Here is a 15,568-nt window from a genome sequence, read left to right as displayed (position 1 = left end):
ATACGTTTTAGTAGTTACGTTTCCAACGAAACGTTATTAGACGGGGGCGGGCGGACCCCGCCCCGGACCGCGGTGCGCGGGCGGGGCGGGCATCAGGCGCGGTGGGCCGAGACCTCCTCCTGGGCCCGGCGCACGATGCGGGCCAGGTGGGAGTGGTGGGCGCCGGGCCAGTACACGCGCTCACAGGCCGGGCAGCGGGCGAACGCGTCGTAGGCGGCGCGGGTGCCCGCCTGCAGGTCGCCGGCCACCTGCTGCTTCTCGGTGTGGACCAGGACCCCGTTGCAGGCCGGGCAGCGCGTCCACGGGTCCAGGTCGGGGGCGAACCGGTGCAGGACCTCGCGCAGCTGCTCGTCGGGGCGGGTGTTGCGCACGTGGGCGCCCGCGCGCAGCCCCGCGCGGGAGAGCAGGCCGCGGTCGCGCGTGAGCAGGACCCGCTCCTCGGCGTTGGCCTGCCGGAACAGCGAGGGGTCGTCGCGGTCGTTGTCGTAGGCGGTGTCCAGTCCCAGCAGGCGCAGCCGCCGGGCCAGGGTGCCCAGGTGCACGTCCAGCAGAAAGCGCAAGGGGAAGGGGACCGCCTGGGGCAGGGGCAGGGGCGGGACGTCCACGGTCTGCCCGGGGGCGGGGATGGTGCCGGGCCCGGCGGGGCGCCCGTCCAGGAGCAGCGTGCCGACCTCGGTCATGGGCACGCCGTGCGACTGGACCACGTGGGCCAGGGTGGAGGTGGAGTCGGCGCGCGCCCGCAGGGTCCCGCCGCGGTGGCGCGGGGCCAGGAAGAACCGTAGTTCGGGTGCGAAGCGCAGTTCCAGGGTGGGTTCCATCGGCCGAGTATGCCACCGCGCCGGCCCCGCCCACCTCCCCTTTTCCGGGCGCTGGCGGCCCCGCTTATTCTAGTGCTAGAATATGGGGCGTGGAGCTGACACCCGCAGAACTGACCGTGCTGGGCCTGGTCGTGGAGCGCCCCCGCCACGGATACGACCTGGAGCAGGTCATCGAGCAGCGCGGCATCCGCCGCTGGACCGACATCGGGTTCTCCTCGATCTACTACCTGCTCGAGCGGCTCCACAAGCGCGGACTGGTCCACGTCCCCCGGGCCCCGGACGCCGCCCGGTCCCGCCGCGTCTTCCACGCCACCGGTGCCGGGCGCGAGGCCGCCCGGGCGGGGGCGCTCGCCCTCCTGCGCGACCCGGCCCCCGCCGCCCACCCGGTACTGGCGGGCATCGCCCACCTGGACCTGCTCACCCCGGCCGAGTACGCCGCAGTCCTGGGCGAGCGGCTGGCCGCGCTGGAGGAGCGCATCGCCGCCGCCCGCGCGGCCCAGGACGCCCAGGAGCCGCTGCCCCGCGCGGCGCGCGAGGTGTTCTCCTACTCGCTGAGCCTCATGGAGGCGGAAAGGACGTGGCTCGCAGCGCGGGCCCGGGTGCACGATGACCGCTAAGACCGACTTCAAGAAGACCCTGGACTCCTACAGCGCCCGGGCCGGGCACTTCCGGGTCCTGGACGTGCCCGAGCTGCGCTACCTGATGATCGACGGCCACGGGGACCCCAACACCCCCGCCTTCGCCGAAGCGGTCCGGGCGCTGTACCCGGTGGCCTACAAGCTCAAGTTCGCCGCCAAGAGGGAGCTGGGCCGCGACCACGTCGTCATGCCCCTGGAGGGCCTGTGGTGGTCGGGCGACATGGACGCGTTCACCACCGCGCGCGACAAGTCGCGGTGGGACTGGACCCTGATGATCATGGTCCCGGACTGGACCGGGCAGGACATGTTCGCCGCCGCCGTCGCGCAGGCCGGCGCCAAGAACGCCCCCGCCCGGCTGGAGGACGTGCGGCTCGCGCCGCTGAGCGAGGGCCGGTGCGTGCAGACCCTGCACGTGGGCCCCTTCGACGAGGAGGGCCCGGTGCTGGAGCGGATGCACCGCGAGTTCATCCCCTCCCAGGGGCTGCGCCTGGGCGGCCGCCACCACGAGATCTACCTCAGCGACCTGCGCAGGACCGCGCCCGAGAGGCTGCGCACCATCTTGCGCCAGCCCGTGGTGGAGGACGGCGACCGCGCCTAGCCGCTCCCGGCCGGGAGCGGGGCGCGGCCGGGTACGGCCAAGGCGTTGCGCTCCCGGGGCCGGGGCACCATGATCTGCGGGTGATCATCGACAAGGCCATCTACCGGCACGGGTTGCGCCGGGAGATCGACGGCGACATCAGCGACGCGTTCGACCTCGAACGCGGTGAGACCGAGGACTGCTTCCTGTGGATCGGGCTGCACGAGCCCACCGCGGAGGAGTTCGCCCTCATCCAGGAGGAGTTGGACCTGCACCCCCTGGCGGTGGAGGACGCCCTCGAAGCGCACGAGCGACCCAAGATCGAGCACTACGGCGAGACCTCGTTCGTGGTGGTCAAGACCCTCTCCTACGACGAGCGCGCCTTCGACGTCGAGGCTGGGGAGATCATGCTGTTCGTGGGCGCCGACTTCATCGTCAGTGTCCAGCACGGCCCGGCCGGCCCCCTGGACGGGGTGCGCGAGCGGCTGGAGAAGGACCCGGACTTCCTGCGCCTGGGGCCGCCCGCGGTGCTGCACGGGTTCATCGACGACATCGTCGACCACTACGGGGTCATCGGGCACAAGGTCGAGACCGACATCATCGCCCTGGAGCAGGAGGTGTTCCGGCCCCGCGGCGAGGACGTCACCGAGGAGATCTACCGGCTCAAGCGCGAGGTGCTGGAGTTCCGCAGGGCCGAGGGCCCCCTCATCCCGGTCCTGCAGGAGATCGTCAAGGGGCGGATGACGCAGTTCTCCTCCACCCGCGAGCACTTCCGGGACGTGCTGGACCACCTGCTGCGGGTGGACGACCTGGTCGACGCGCACAACGAGCTGCTCACCAGCGCCCTGACGGCGCACCTGGCGCTGTTGGGCAAGGAGCAGAACGAGGACGTCCGCAAGATCTCCTCCTGGGCCGCGGTCATCGCCGTCCCCACGATGATCGCCGGGTTCTACGGCATGAACTTCGACGGCATGCCCGAGCTGCACTGGGACTACGGGTACCCGCTGATGATGGCGGTGATGGTGCTCATCAGCGCCCTGATCTACCACCGGCTGCGCCGCAACCGGTGGCTGTGAGCCCCGGCCCCCCGGGGGCGGGGGTCCTGAGGGACCCCGCCCTCCGGGGGGGCGTCCCGGAGGAGGACCCGTGGCCGCGGGCCGTCCGCTGGGGGCCTTCCGGCGCCCGGCGGGCGGGCCCGAGCGCGGCACGGGACCCCAGGGGCGCGCCCTAGACGCGGACGGCCGAGTCCAGGGGCAGGTGGGGCCAGGAGGCCACGTCGCGGCGCAGCTGCCGGTCGTGGGTGGCCACCACCACCGCGGCCGCGGTGGCGCCCAGCCCCTCGGTGAGCTCCTCCACCAGCGGGATCGACAGGTGGTTGGTGGGCTCGTCCAGCAGCAGCACGTGCGGGCGCTCGGCCAGCGCCATCGCCAGGTCCAGGCGGCGCTGCTGGCCCATGGACAGCTCGCCCACCGGGCGTGAGGCGTCGGCGGCCGACAGCAGCCCCAGCGAGGACAGCGGCACCGCCTCGCGGAGCGCGCCGCGGCCGACCAGGTCCTGCATCCGGGCCTCGAACACCTCGTGGGCGCGGCGCGAGGGCGCCTGCGGCGACTCCTGGGCGAGCAGGCGCACCCGCGCCCCGCGGGCGGTGCGGACCGTGCCCGTCGTGGGTTGCAGCAGTTGGGCCAGGACCGCCAGCAGGGTGGACTTGCCCGCCCCGTTGGGGCCGGTGACCACCAGGCGGTCCCCCGACTCCAGGTGCACGTCCACGGGGTGGTGCAGGCGTCCGGCCACGCTCACCCCTGCGGCGTCCAGCAGGGTCGCGCCCGGGCGGGCGGGCAGGTCGGGCATGCGCAGCCGCAGCGGCGGCGGGGGCATGGTGACGGCGTGGGCCTCCAGGTCGGCGCGCCGGCGGTGGACGGCGCGCACCAGGCCGCCGGCGCGGGTGGCCCGCTGGTGCTTGCCGGTGCCCTTGTCGGGGCGCCAGCCGCTGATGAGCCGGTTCTGGGCGTGGGACAGGTCCTGGGTCAGGCGGGCGTGTTCGGCCTGCTGCTGTTCGTACTCCTCCTCCCAGCGGTCGCGTTCGGCGCGCCGGCCCTGCTGGTAGCCGGCGAAGCCGCCGCCGTGGACGCGGGGGCGGCCGTCGCGGCTGGGGTCCAGGTCCAGGACGGTGGTGGCCACGTCCGACAGCAGGGCGCGGTCGTGGCTGACCAGCACCACCCCGTTGCGGTGTTCGCGCAGGCGGGCGGTGAGGAAGTCCAGGCCGGCGGCGTCGAGGTGGTTGGTGGGCTCGTCCAGCAGCAGGAAGTCGTGTCCGGCGCCCAGGAGGGCGGCCAGGCGCACCCGGTAGCGCTGGCCCACCGACAGCTCGTGCAGCGGGCGGGTGCGGTCGGTGACCGCGTCCAGGTGTTCCAGGGCCAGGTCCACGCGCCGGTCGGCGTCCCAGGCGTCCAGGGTCTCGGCGGCGGTGAGCGCGGCGGTGTAGTCGGTGTCGGCTCCGGGTTCGCCTCGGGCCATGCGGGCGGCGGCGGCGTCCAGTGCGGCCAGGGCGGTGCGGGCGTCGGAGAGTTCGATGTCGATGAGGTCGCCGACGGTGCGGCCGCCGGTGGTGTGCATCTCCTGTTCGGCGTGGCCGATGGTGCCGATGCGGCGGACGGTGCCGCGGTCGGGTTCCAGGGCTCCGGTGAGTACCTGGAGCAGGGTGGATTTGCCGCGGCCGTTCTCTCCGACGACGCCCCAGCGAGAGCGGGGGGTGACGGTCATGTCGACGCCGGCCAGGACGGGGCGTCCGCCGCGGGCCAGGTGCAGGTCGGTGGCGGTGAGCTGGGCGCGTTCGCCGGCGGGCGCGGCGGCGGGGTCCAGGGTGGGCATGTCTCTCCTCGTGCGGGGGCTCGACCCGTGTGGGCGGGGAGCCTCCCGATTCCTCTGACGGTGGACCCGTGAAGGCGGGGTCCGGGTACGCGTGGGGCACCCGCGGCCACGCCGGGCGTGGGGCGGGTCTGCGTGGGGCCGTTAGAGGTAGAGGACGTACTGCATGTGGCCCAGGGTAGGCGGTGGGGGGCGGGGGTGGCCAGTGGTTTTACGGCCCGTGGGCGGGGGCGGGGCCCTGGGGGCGGTGCGGGGGAGGGGGTGGCGGTTTCGGTGTCGGGTCGCTCACGTGGCCGCGGCTGCCTCAGCGGGGGCGGACCTCGCGGGGGCCGTCGAGCCAGGGCAGGGTCTGGGCGATGAGGTCGGCGGGGTAGCCGAGCGGGGTGCGGGAGGCCTCCTCCAGCCGGTCCAGGGCGTGGGGGGACAGGGTGGTGTCGGCGGCGGTGAGCAGGTCGGTGAGCTGGGCGTCGGTGCGCGGGCCCAGGATGGGGTGGACGGGGTCGGGGCGCGAGAGCAGCCAGGCGATGGCGGCGGGGGCGTCGCCCACGCCTTCGTCGGAGGCGACCTCGTGCAGGGTGCGGGCCAGGGCGCGTTCGTGTTCGGTGAGGTCGGCGGGGTCGACGCGGCCGGTGGCGGGGGCGTCGGGGCGGGCGAAGCGGCCGGACAGCAGGCTGCCGCCCAGGGGGCTGTAGGCGGCGGTGCTCAGGCCCAGGGTGCGGGCCATGGGCAGGAGTTCGCGTTCGATGTCGCGGCGGGCGAGGCTGTAGGGGACCTGGAGGGCGCTGAAGGGGGTGCGGTCGCGCAGGTCGGCGCCGGTGTTGGCGGCGGCCACCGCCCAGGCGGGCAGGTTGGAGGCGCCGGTGTACAGGACGGTGCCGGCCCGGACGGCGTCGTCCAGGGCGCGCATCGTCTCCTCGACGGGGGTGCGCGGGTCGTGGCAGTGCACCCACAGCAGGTCGATGTGGTCGGTGCGCAGGCGGCGCAGGCTGCGTTCCAGGGACAGGCGCAGGGATTTGCGGTGGGATCCGGCGGTGAGCGGGTTGGCGGGGTCGGCGGGCAGGGTGAACTTGGTGGCCAGGACGAAGTGGTCGCGGCGGGTGCCGTGCAGGACCCGGCCGAGGATGTCCTCGCTGTCGCCGTAGACGGGGGCGGTGTCGATGACGTTGCCGCCGGCGTCCTGGTAGCGGTCGATCATGCGGGTGGCCTCGGCGGTGGTGGTGAAGCCCATGGTGCCCAGGAACAGGTCGCTGACGCGCAGGCCGGTGCGGCCCAGGGTGCGCAGTCGCATCAGGCCTCCCGGGGGTCGGTGGTGGTGTGCATGGGGTCAGTCTGGCGGATGGGGCGGGGTGCGGGCGGGGGCGCCGGTGGCCGTGTCCGGGTGCGGCCACCGGTACCCGGTCAGGACAGGGCGGTGAGCAGGTCGGGGTCGTAGTGGATGTCGATGGCGGTGATACGGCCGTCGGTGACGGTGAACAGCAGGACCGCGGTGGGGCGGTGGTCGGACAGGGACAGGAAGCCGGGGCGGCCGTCGACGCGGACGGGGCGGGCCCCGTGGGCCAGGCGGGAGAAGGTGACGGCCTGGGCGGCGACGGTGTCGGCGCCGCGGGCCAGTGCCGGGACCCCGTGCAGGCGGGCGAAGACGTCGCCGCGGGCGGTCACCTGCGGGTCCAGGACGGTGAGCAGGCCGGTCAGGTCTCCGCCGCGGGCCGCGGTCAGGAACGCCTGCACCACGGTGTCGTGGTGGCCGGTGGCCGTCGCGGTGGTGGCGGGGGCGGGGGTGCCGCGCAGGCGGCGGCGGGCGCGGCTGGCGAGCTGGCGGGTCGCGGCGGGGGTGCGTTCCAGGAGGGGTGCGATGTCGTCGAAGGGGACGGCGAACACGTCGTGCAGGACGAACGCGAGGCGTTCGGCGGGGGTGAGGGCGTCCAGGACCACCAGGAGGGCGGTGCTCACGGCGTCGGCGGTCAGGGCCCGGTGTTCGGGTCCGGGGTCGGGGTCGGCGGGTTCGGTGCCGGGCCGGTCGGCGGGGTCCTCGCGGCGGGCGGTGCGCGAGCGCAGCAGGTCCAGGCAGATGCGGCCGGTGACGGTGGTGAGCCAGCCGGCGGGGTTGTCGATCCGTTCGGTGGTGCGGGCCAGGCGCAGCCAGGTCTCCTGGACGGCGTCCTCGGCCTCCGCGGTGGACCCGAGCATGCGGTGGGCGACGGACAGCAGGAGGGGCCGGTGCTCCTGGAAGAGGGCGGCGCGGTTTTCTTCGGAGGTTTTCTCGTGCATCGGTCACATTCTCGCGGTGGGGTCCGTCATGGGTTCGACGGTTCACCGGGACGACGTGAGGGGTTCCGGTGGTGTGACAGGAGGGGGCCGTGATGGGTGTGCGGGGTTTGGAGACGGTGGTGCGCGGTCGGGTGCTGGCCGGCGGGGACGCGGGGTTCGGGGCGGCGTCGCGGCCGTGGAACCTGGCGGTGCGGCAGGAGCCGGTGGCGGTGGTGGAGGTCGCCGACGCGGGGGATGTGGCCGCGGTGGTGCGGTGGGCGGGTGAGCGCGGGCTGTCGGTGGCGGCGCAGACGACGGGGCACGGTGCGACGGGCAGTGCGTCGGGGGCGGTGCTGGTGCGCACGGGGGCGCTGGACGGGGTGGAGGTGGACCCGGTGCGCCGGAGGGTGCGGGTGGGGGCCGGGGTGTCGTGGGGGCGGGTGCAGGAGGCGGCGGCGGTGCACGGGTTGACCGGTCTGCCGGGCAGTTCGCCGGGTGTGGGGGTGGTCGGGTACACGCTGGGCGGGGGTTTGAGCTGGTTCGGGCGCCGTTTCGGGTGGGCGGCCGACGCGGTGCGTGCCTGGGAGGTGGTGGATGCCGGGGGCGGGCGGGCGCGGGTGAGCGCGCAGTCGGATCCGGACCTGTTCTGGGCGCTGTGCGGTGGTGGCGGTGACGCGGCGGTGGTGACGGGGGTGGAGTTGGAGCTGTTCGAGGCCCCGGAGCTGTACGCGGGTGCGGTGGTGTGGCCGGTGGAGCGGGCGGCGCGGGTGGCTGCGGCGTATGCGGAGGTCCTGGCGGGGGCTCCGGAGGAGTTGTCGGTGTGGTGGAGTCTGCACCGGTTCCCGGGGGCGGAGCCGCTGGTGTCGGTGCAGGCGGCGTTCCTGGGGTCGGCGGCGGTGGGGGAGAAGCTGCTGGCGCCGTTGGCGTCGGTGGGCGGGTCGGTGCGCGACACCCTGGGGGTGCTGCCGTTGACGGGGCTGGGGTCGGTCTCGGGTGATCCGGTGGATCCGACGCCGGGGCTGGCGCGGACGGAGCTGTTGACGGGTGCGGTGGGCGAGTGGAGTGCGGCGTTGGCGGCCGAGCCGCTGGATCCGCTGTTCGGGGTGCAGGTGCGGGGGTTGGGCGGTGCGCTGGCGGGGCCGTCGGCGACGCCGTTCGGGTCGTTGACCGAGCCGTTCTACGCGTACGCGTTCGGGGCGCCGGTGGGTCCGGGTGGGGCGGGTGCGGTGCGGAGCCGGTTGGAGCGGCTGTTCGCGGGGGTGGCGGTGAGCGGGCGCAAGCCGTTGACGGCTCTGGCGGGCGGGGAGCCGTTGGGGCGGGTGTTCTCGCCGGGGGTGCTGGAGCGGTTGGGGCGGATCAAGCGTGAGCGGGATCCGCGCGGTGTGGTGCGGGCGGCCCATCCGGTGCTGGGGTGAGGTGCGGCGGGGGCCCGGGTGGTTCCGGGCCCCCGCCCTGGGGGTTTCAGTCGGTGCGGCGGGTGAGGCGGTCGTGGCGCTGGCGGGCGGCCTGGGCCGAGCCCAGGCCCAGGCCGAAGGCGATGTCCTGCCAGGTCATGCCGCGTCCTTTGGCCATGTGGAGCAGGCTCAGTTCGAGGCGGTCGAATTCGGCGCGGGCCAGGGGCAGCAGGGTGAGGGCGGCCATGAGGTCGTCGTGGTCGACGTCGGGTTCGCCGGTGTCGGGTTCGGCGCTGCCGGCGGCCAGGTCGGCGGTGCGGCGCAGGGCGTCCAGGGGGGCCATGGGGCGGGTGTCGGCCTCCCAGCGGATGCGGTCCTCGCCGGTGGCGTGGCGTTCGGTGAGGCGGGTGAGTGCGGGGTAGGTGCGCTGTTTGCGGGCTTTTTCGGGGTCGGGCGGGGTGAGGCCGGGTGTGGTCATGGGCCCAGCATGACGGGGACGACCCCACGATGTCAACATGGGGTTTTCAACGATGTGTTCATTTCAGTGGTGGGCGAGGAAGTCCGCGAAGGTCACCGTGCCCACCGCCCGGTCCGGGGCCAGGTGCTCCCCCGCCCGGTAGGCCGCGAACACCCGCCCCGGCAGGCGCACCGGTACCGTGCGCCGCTCGAGGCCGCGCGAGCGCAGGTAGGCGTCCATGAGGTGGGCGAAGGGCTCCACCGCCGGGCCGCCCATGTCGTCCACCCGGCCCCGCGGCTCCCCCTGGGCCAGCAGCACCAGCCGGGACGCCGCCTCGCGCACCGCGATGGGCTGCACGTCCACGTCCGGTACCGGCGCCGCCGGCAGCAGGGCCGCCCGCGCGCACAGCGACGCCACCAGGTCGTGGAACTGGGTGGTGCGCAGCACCGTCCACCCCAGCCCGGAGGCGGCCAGCGCCCGCTCCACCGTGTACTTGGCGCGGTAGTAGCCCAGCGGGATACGGTCCACGCCCACGATCGAGATGTAGAGGAGGTGGCCCACCCCGGCCCGGCGCGCCGCGCCGATCAGGCGGGCGGCCGCCCTCAGGTCGCCGCCCAGGGGGTCGGTGGCGCAGTGGACCACCGTGTCCACCCCCTCCAACGCCTCGTCCAGGCCGGTGCCCCGGCGCAGGTCCACCGCGTGGGAGAGCGGGTCGTCGGGGCGCGGGTGCCTGCTGAGCGAGCGCACCCCGTGGCCCGCGCGCCGCAGCCCCTCCACCACCGGCCGCCCCAGGGTCCCGGTGCCCCCGGTGACCAGGATCTCCGCCATCGCCCGCTCCTTTCCCGCCGCCGCTGGCGACGCTAGCACCGCGGCCCCCCGGTGCGGGGGCACCGCGCGGCGAAGGGCCGGAGCCGGGTCGTTAGGGTGCTGGTCAGCGCCGCCCGATCCGGGCCGGCGCCCGCGCACCGAGGAGGAGCATGTCCATCGCCCAGAGCCTGGCCGCCGCGATCGGCGCCGACCAGGTCGTCACCGACCCCGAGATCATGGAGGGCTACGCCCACGACGAGGCCGAGTGGGCGCCCTACGGCACCCCCGCCGCGGTGGTGCGCCCGCGCGACACCGCCGACGTGGCCGCGGTGGTGGCCCTGTGCGCCGAGCACCGCGTGCCGGTGGTGGGGCGCGGTGCCGGGACCGGCCTGTCGGGCGCGGCCAACGCCGTCGACGGCTGGGTCGTGGTCTCCTTCGAGCGCATGGACCGGGTGCTGTCGGTGGACCCGGTCCAGCAGAGCGCCGTCGTCCAGCCGGGGGTGGTCAACGACGACCTGCGCCGCAGGGTCGCCGACGACGGGCTGTGGTATCCGCCGGACCCGGCCTCGGCCCCCTGGTCGACGATCGGCGGCAACGTGGCCACGAACGCGGGCGGGCTGTGCTGTGTCAAGTACGGGGTGACCCGCGACTACGTGCTGGGCCTGGAGGCGGTGGTGGGCACCGGGCAGGTGGTGCGGCTGGGCCGGTCCACGGCCAAGGGGGTGACCGGCTACGACCTGGCCGGGCTGATGGTGGGCTCGGAGGGCACGCTGGGCCTGGTCACGGAGGTGACCTTGCGGATGCGGCCGCTGCGCACCGGGGTGGAGCACACGGTGGTGGGCTACTTCGACTCCCTCACCGACGCCGGGCGGGCGGTGGCGGCGGTGGCGGCGTCGGGGGTGGTGCCCTCGGCGCTGGAGCTCATCGACCGGTTCTGCCTGCAGGCCGTGGACGAGTGGAAGAACATGGGGCTGTCGGCGGAGGGGGAGGTGCTGCTGCTGGCGCGCAGCGACCAGCCCGGGGCGGCCGGGGAGCAGGAGGCCGACGCCATCCTGGGCTGCTTCGAGGCGCAGGGGGCGGCCTATGCGGTGCGCTCCACCGACGCCGAGGAGGCCGAGGCGCTGTTCGCGGCGCGGCGGCTGGCCTACCCGGCGCTGGAGCGGCTGGGGCCGCTGCTGACCGAGGACGTGTGCGTGCCCAAGGCGCAGGTGCCGCACATGCTGGCGCGGATCGAGGAGGCGGCCCGCCGGTTCGACACCCACATCGGCAACATCGCGCACGCCGGTGACGGCAACCTGCACCCGCTGTTCATCGTCCCGGCCGGGGACGAGGCGGCGAAGAAGCGGGCCAAGGAGGCGTTCGAGGTGATCGTGGACGAGGCGCTGGCGCTGGGCGGCACGGTGACCGGCGAGCACGGGGTGGGCCTGCTGAAGATGCGCGGGGCCGCCAAGGAGCTGGGCGAGGACGTGGTGGGCATGCACCGGGCGGTCAAGAGCGCCCTGGACCCGGCGGGGATCTTCAACCCCGGCAAGGTGTTCGCCTGACCCCGGAGGGGTGTGCGGGGACGGCGGCGCCCCCGCACACCCTGTGTGGTCCGACCACTGCGCTGCCCGACCGGGTGCGGGCCGGTGTGCGGGGTCAGATGCCGAACGGTGCGGCGTAGCGGATCGTCCCGGCGGGCGGGGTGCGGGCCGGGTCCAGGGACAGGACCATGAGGGCCTCGTCGGGGACCTCGATGTCCAGCCCGATCCCGTAGGCCGAGGCGCGCTCGAACCCGAACCTGGGGTAGTAGCCGGGGTGGCCCAGGACGGTGACGAAGCGTTCGCCGCGGGCGCGGGCGGCGTCCAGGACCGCCCGGATGGCGGCCGATCCGGCGCCGGTGCGCTGGTGCTCGGGCAGGACGGCGCACGGTGCCAGGCACAGGGCCGGGGTGTCGCCGATGTGGCAGCGGGTGAGCAGGGCGTAGGCGGCGACGGTGCCCCGGTCGGTGACGGCGACCATGGACAGGCCCTCGATCCAGGCCGGGTCGGCGCGCAGGGCGTCGACCAGGTCGGCCTCGGCGGGGGTGTCGAACGCGGCGGCGTTGACGGCGTGCACGGCGGCGGTGTCGGCGGGGGTCTCGGCGCGGGTGTTCCAGGCGGTGTTCACGGTGGGCCTCGGGTGTGAGGGGGTCCGGTCCCTGCGTGCGCCGGTGGTGTGCGCGGGCGGTGCCGCGGTCCCGGGGCGGCCCGGGTGGGACCCCGAAGGTGTGGACGTGGCGGGGCGGTGTGCGCCCGGGGCGTGGGCCCCGCCCGGCTCCTGTGGTCGGTACCGTCGTTCGGAGCGCCGACCACGGTAACACGGGTGGGCGGGGTGGTGCGGGTGATACGGGGGAGGCCGTGGTGGCGGGAGGGGTCGTCCGGGGGGAGCTGCGGCCGGTGGACCTGGCCCGTGCGGTGGGGGTGTCGGCCCAGACGGTGCGCGACTGCGAGGCCTCGGGGGTGCTGCCGTCGGCGCGGCGGACGGGGTCGGGGCAGCGGCGGTTCACCGAGCGGCACCTGGCGGCGCTGGTGGCCTACCGTGCGCTGGCTCCGGGCATGGGGGTGATGGCGGCCGGTGAGGTGCTGCGGGTCCTGCACGCGCGTGGGGCGGACGCGGCGCTGGAGGCGGTGGAGGCGGCCTTCGCCGGGGCGCACCGGGAGCGGGGCGCGGTGCGGGAGGCGGCGCGTGCGCTGGCGGCGGTGGCCGCGGCCGCCGGTGCGGGCGGGCGCGAGGCGCCCGCGGTGCTGGCGGGGGTGCGGGCGCGGGAGGCGGAGGGGCCGTTGCGGATCGGCGGGGTGGCGCGCCTGGTGGGGGTGCGGGCCTCGGCGCTGCGGGTGTGGGAGCGGGCCGGGCTGGTGCGGCCGGTGCGGGATCCGCGGACGGGGTACCGGGTGTACGGGCCCGAGCAGGTGCGCGAGGTGCGGGTGGTGTCGGAGCTGCGGCGCGGCGGGTACGGGCTGGGGCAGATCGCGCCGGTGATGGAGGAGCTGCGGGCCTCGGGCGGCGGGGAGGCGCTGGAGGGGGCGCTGCGCCGCCGGGAGGAGGGGCTGGCGGCCAGGGCCCGCGCCCTGGCGGCGGGGGTGGCGCGCCTGCAGGACTACCTGGACCTGCTGGAGGCCGAGGGGCCCTGACCCGCGGCGGGATCGGCTCCCCGCGGGGGCGTCCCGCCTACCGGGCGGGGGTGTCCCGGCCTTGTGTGTCCAGGCGTTCCTCCAGGCGTTCGATGCGGGCCAGCAGCGGGGTGAGCCGGGCCTCGAGCGCTTCGGCGGGCCCCTGCCCGGGGTCGGCGGCCTGCTGGGAGCGCAGGTGGACGTACCCGGCCAGGGCGGCGGTGACCGCGCGGCGGGTGGCCCGGGGGTCGGCGCCCAGCGAGCGCAGGGCCGCGCCGCCGGCGCCCTCCTCCTCGGCGACCAGGCCCAGCAGCAGGTGCTCGCAGCCCACGTAGTTGTGCCCCAGGGCGGTGGCCTCGCCCAGGGCGGCCTCCAGGCAGTGGACGGCCGGGGAGCTGAAGGCGGGCGGGGCGCTGGGGCCCTCCGCCTCGGCCGCCTCGCATCCGGCCAGGGCCGCGGTGAGGGCGGCGGGGGTGATCTCCATGGCCCCCAGCACGTGGAGGGCGAGGTTGCCGCCCTCCTGGACCAGGGCGGCGGCCAGGTCGGCGGTGGTGATGGGGGTTCCGGGGGCCGGGCGGTCGGCGGCCAGGCGCAGCACGGTGCGGGCCCGGGGGGTGAACAGGGGCAGGTGGGCGTCCAGGTCCCGGCCGCGGACGGGGCCGCGCAGGGCCTCGCGGGCGGCGGCCAGGCGGCGCACCGCCTGTTCCAGGGCGCGCTGGCACACGGCCGAGACGGGGATGCGGCTTTCGCGCACCGCCTCGGCGAGGTCCTCGGGGAGGTAGACGTTGACCTTGGGCATCGAAACTCCCTTCGATAGGGGTATGATGTAACCCCTTACATACCCCCACTGGGATCCGGTCCAACCCCCTTGCGGCCCCCAGTGGGGCCCTTCCTTCTCCGGCGGTCCCGCCTGTGGCAGATTGACGCCCATGGACGACGAACTCGACCCGGTGCTGGCGGCGGTGGGGCCGCGGCTGCGCGAGCTGCGCCGCGACCGCGGCATCACCCTGGCCGGCCTGTCGGAGACCACCGGGATCTCGGTGAGCACCCTGTCGCGCCTGGAGTCGGGGCGGCGCCGCCCCACCCTGGAGCTGCTGCTGCCGCTGGCCCGGATGCACGGGGTGCCGCTGGACGAGCTGGTGGGCGCCGACACCGCCGACCCGCGGGTGCGGCTGCGCCCCTTCACCCGCGACGGCGTCGAGTACCTGCCGCTCTCGCGGACCCCCGGGGGCATCCAGGCGTTCCGCATCACCATCCCCCCGCCCCGCGGGCACGTGGAGGCCGACCAGCGCAGCCACGAGGGCCACGACTGGGTGTACGTGCTGGAGGGGCGGCTGCGGCTGCTGCTGGGGCCGCACGACATGGTCCTCAAGCAGGGGGAGGTCGCCGAGTTCGACACCCGTATCCCGCACGGGTTCCTCAACCCCGGCCCGGGGCCGGTCTCCTACCTGGGCCTGTTCGGGCCCCAGGGCGAGCGCGCCCACGTGCGGGTGCGCCCCACCGAGGGGCGCCGTGAGGACGAGGGGGAGGAGGGGGGACCGCGGGGGCGGTGAGGGGCGTCCGACCTCTCGAGAGCCGTTCGCCGGAAAAGGGGAGGTCCCGGTGGGCACCGTCGTCGTGGAGGTCCTCGTCCTGGGGCGGTGGCCCTGCCGGCCGCCGCGACGCGGTGGGCTGTACCCCCGGCGGTGTCGGCGTGCGGCGGGCCGGGGTGTGGCGCGGGCCGGGGCCGGGTAGCCGCCCCCGTGAACGTGTGCACCGGCGCAGGTGAGGGGGAGACATGGCACGGGACGACCGCATCGCGGGGGCGAGCGCGTTCGACGACTACGACCGGGTGGCCGTGGTGACGGGTGCCGACAGCGGTATCGGCAGGGCGACCGCGGTCCGCCTGGCCCGGGACGGCTTCGACATCGGCGTCACCTACCACAGCGACGAGGAGGGGGTGCGGCGCACCGAGGAGGAGGTGCGCCGGATCGGACGGCGGGTGGCGGTGCGCAGGCACGACCTGGCCGACCCGGTGCGGGGCTCGGAGGCCGTCGCCGACCTGGTCGGGGAGCTGGGCGGGGTGGGCGTCCTGGTGAACAACGCGGGCACCGGTTCGGGCGAGCACCTGCTGGACACCGGCTACGAGCGCTGGCGCGAGGTCCTGTCGGTGGATCTGGACGCGCCCTTCCTGTGCGCGAGGATCGCGGCGGAGCACATGCGCGACGCGGGCCGGGGCGGGCGCATCGTCAACATCACCAGCGTCCACGAGGAGGAGCCGCGGGTGACGGCGGGGGCGTACTGCGTCGCCAAGGGCGGGCTGCGGATGCTCACCCGGGTCCTGGCCCTGGAGCTGGGCCTGTACGGCATCACCGCGAACGCGGTGGCGCCGGGGGAGATCGCCACGCCCATGACCGGGCAGCACGAGGAGGAGCCGCGGCTGGACTCGCGCGCGGGGTACCCGCTGCCGCGGCCGGGGCACGCCGACGAGGTGGCCGAGGCGGTGGCGTTCCTGGCCGGGCCCGGGTCGTCCTATGTGACGGGGGCTTCGCTGTTCGTGGACGGGGGGCTGTCCCTGATGGGGCCGCAGGCCGCGGGGGCCCTGGAGGACGCGACCTGGCGCAAGGGCTGAGGCGCCCGGGGGTGTGAGGGACC

General features: G+C 75.5%; 16 protein-coding genes. 8 read left to right on the top strand and 8 right to left on the bottom strand.

The genetic code is table 11. The annotated features are described in order from the left end of the window. Positions 1-92: 92 nt before the first annotated feature. Complete coding sequence (locus tag ABZ249_RS12950; RefSeq protein ID WP_355261396.1) at positions 93-818, bottom strand: Mut7-C RNAse domain-containing protein; 726 nt, start codon at positions 816-818, stop codon at positions 93-95. A gap of 89 nt (positions 819-907) precedes the next feature. On the opposite strand from ABZ249_RS12950, the gene ABZ249_RS12945 reads away from it, so the two are divergent. The 3 genes from ABZ249_RS12945 (at position 908) to ABZ249_RS12935 (ending at position 3,109) form a co-directional block, all read left to right on the top strand. After that, positions 908-1,435 (top strand): PadR family transcriptional regulator, encoded by a 528-nt coding sequence (locus tag ABZ249_RS12945; RefSeq protein WP_355261393.1) that lies wholly within the window; start codon positions 908-910, stop codon positions 1,433-1,435. After that, entirely contained in the window at positions 1,425-2,054 is a 630-nt protein-coding gene (locus ABZ249_RS12940) for a GyrI-like domain-containing protein (RefSeq protein WP_355261390.1), read from the top strand. Before ABZ249_RS12945 ends, ABZ249_RS12940 begins: the two co-directional genes overlap by 11 nt. Positions 2,055-2,134: 80 nt before the next feature. Continuing rightward, positions 2,135-3,109, top strand: coding sequence for a magnesium and cobalt transport protein CorA (locus ABZ249_RS12935; protein WP_355261387.1), 975 nt, complete (start codon positions 2,135-2,137; stop codon positions 3,107-3,109). Between the two features lie 151 nt (positions 3,110-3,260). Here ABZ249_RS12935 and ABZ249_RS12930 read toward each other — a convergent pair whose 3' ends face one another. From ABZ249_RS12930 to ABZ249_RS12920, 3 genes are all read right to left on the bottom strand, one after another. Continuing rightward, entirely contained in the window at positions 3,261-4,901 is a 1,641-nt protein-coding gene (locus tag ABZ249_RS12930; RefSeq protein WP_355261384.1) for an ATP-binding cassette domain-containing protein, read from the bottom strand. 301 nt (positions 4,902-5,202) lie between these two features. After that, positions 5,203-6,186 (bottom strand): aldo/keto reductase, encoded by a 984-nt coding sequence (locus tag ABZ249_RS12925; RefSeq protein WP_355261381.1) that lies wholly within the window; start codon positions 6,184-6,186, stop codon positions 5,203-5,205. A 110-nt stretch (positions 6,187-6,296) separates the two neighbouring features. Then, the gene (locus ABZ249_RS12920; RefSeq protein ID WP_355261378.1) at positions 6,297-7,166 is read right to left on the bottom strand and encodes a sigma-70 family RNA polymerase sigma factor; all 870 of its coding nucleotides are present in this window, start codon (positions 7,164-7,166) and stop codon (positions 6,297-6,299) included. Between the two features lie 92 nt (positions 7,167-7,258). Between ABZ249_RS12920 and ABZ249_RS12915 the strand changes: the two genes are divergently transcribed. Then, a complete protein-coding gene (locus ABZ249_RS12915) occupies positions 7,259-8,560 on the top strand; it encodes an FAD-binding oxidoreductase (RefSeq protein ID WP_355261375.1) in 1,302 nt (433 codons plus the stop codon). A 46-nt stretch (positions 8,561-8,606) separates the two neighbouring features. Here ABZ249_RS12915 and ABZ249_RS12910 read toward each other — a convergent pair whose 3' ends face one another. After that, positions 8,607-9,017 (bottom strand): DNA-binding protein, encoded by a 411-nt coding sequence (locus ABZ249_RS12910; RefSeq protein WP_355261372.1) that lies wholly within the window; start codon positions 9,015-9,017, stop codon positions 8,607-8,609. 63 nt (positions 9,018-9,080) lie between these two features. Further along, entirely contained in the window at positions 9,081-9,824 is a 744-nt protein-coding gene (locus ABZ249_RS12905; protein WP_355261369.1) for an NAD(P)H-binding protein, read from the bottom strand. A gap of 149 nt (positions 9,825-9,973) precedes the next feature. On the opposite strand from ABZ249_RS12905, the gene ABZ249_RS12900 reads away from it, so the two are divergent. Continuing rightward, complete coding sequence (locus ABZ249_RS12900) at positions 9,974-11,347, top strand: FAD-linked oxidase C-terminal domain-containing protein (RefSeq protein WP_355261367.1); 1,374 nt, start codon at positions 9,974-9,976, stop codon at positions 11,345-11,347. Between the two features lie 94 nt (positions 11,348-11,441). Here ABZ249_RS12900 and ABZ249_RS12895 read toward each other — a convergent pair whose 3' ends face one another. Continuing rightward, positions 11,442-11,951, bottom strand: coding sequence for an N-acetyltransferase (locus ABZ249_RS12895; RefSeq protein WP_355261364.1), 510 nt, complete (start codon positions 11,949-11,951; stop codon positions 11,442-11,444). 233 nt (positions 11,952-12,184) lie between these two features. Here ABZ249_RS12895 and ABZ249_RS12890 point away from each other — a divergent pair, with 233 nt between their 5' ends. Continuing rightward, positions 12,185-12,955 carry a MerR family transcriptional regulator gene (locus tag ABZ249_RS12890; protein WP_355261361.1) on the top strand — a complete coding sequence of 257 codons (771 nt, stop codon included), beginning with the start codon at positions 12,185-12,187 and terminating at the stop codon, positions 12,953-12,955. 37 nt (positions 12,956-12,992) lie between these two features. On the opposite strand, the gene ABZ249_RS12885 is transcribed toward ABZ249_RS12890, so the two are convergent. Beyond that, positions 12,993-13,733 carry a Clp protease N-terminal domain-containing protein gene (locus ABZ249_RS12885; RefSeq protein ID WP_355261358.1) on the bottom strand — a complete coding sequence of 247 codons (741 nt, stop codon included), beginning with the start codon at positions 13,731-13,733 and terminating at the stop codon, positions 12,993-12,995. A gap of 130 nt (positions 13,734-13,863) precedes the next feature. On the opposite strand from ABZ249_RS12885, the gene ABZ249_RS12880 reads away from it, so the two are divergent. Next, the gene (locus ABZ249_RS12880; protein WP_355261355.1) at positions 13,864-14,487 is read left to right on the top strand and encodes an XRE family transcriptional regulator; all 624 of its coding nucleotides are present in this window, start codon (positions 13,864-13,866) and stop codon (positions 14,485-14,487) included. 224 nt (positions 14,488-14,711) lie between these two features. Next, positions 14,712-15,545, top strand: a complete 834-nt coding sequence (locus ABZ249_RS12875; protein ID WP_355261352.1) for an SDR family oxidoreductase — start codon at positions 14,712-14,714, stop codon at positions 15,543-15,545. Positions 15,546-15,568: the final 23 nt, after the last annotated feature.

The organism is Nocardiopsis sp. NPDC006139, assembly GCF_040614155.1.
Lineage (GTDB): Bacteria > Actinomycetota > Actinomycetes > Streptosporangiales > Streptosporangiaceae > Nocardiopsis > Nocardiopsis changdeensis.
The sequence above is the reverse complement of the archived record's forward strand: the minus strand, read 5'-3'. Positions and strand labels throughout refer to the sequence as shown.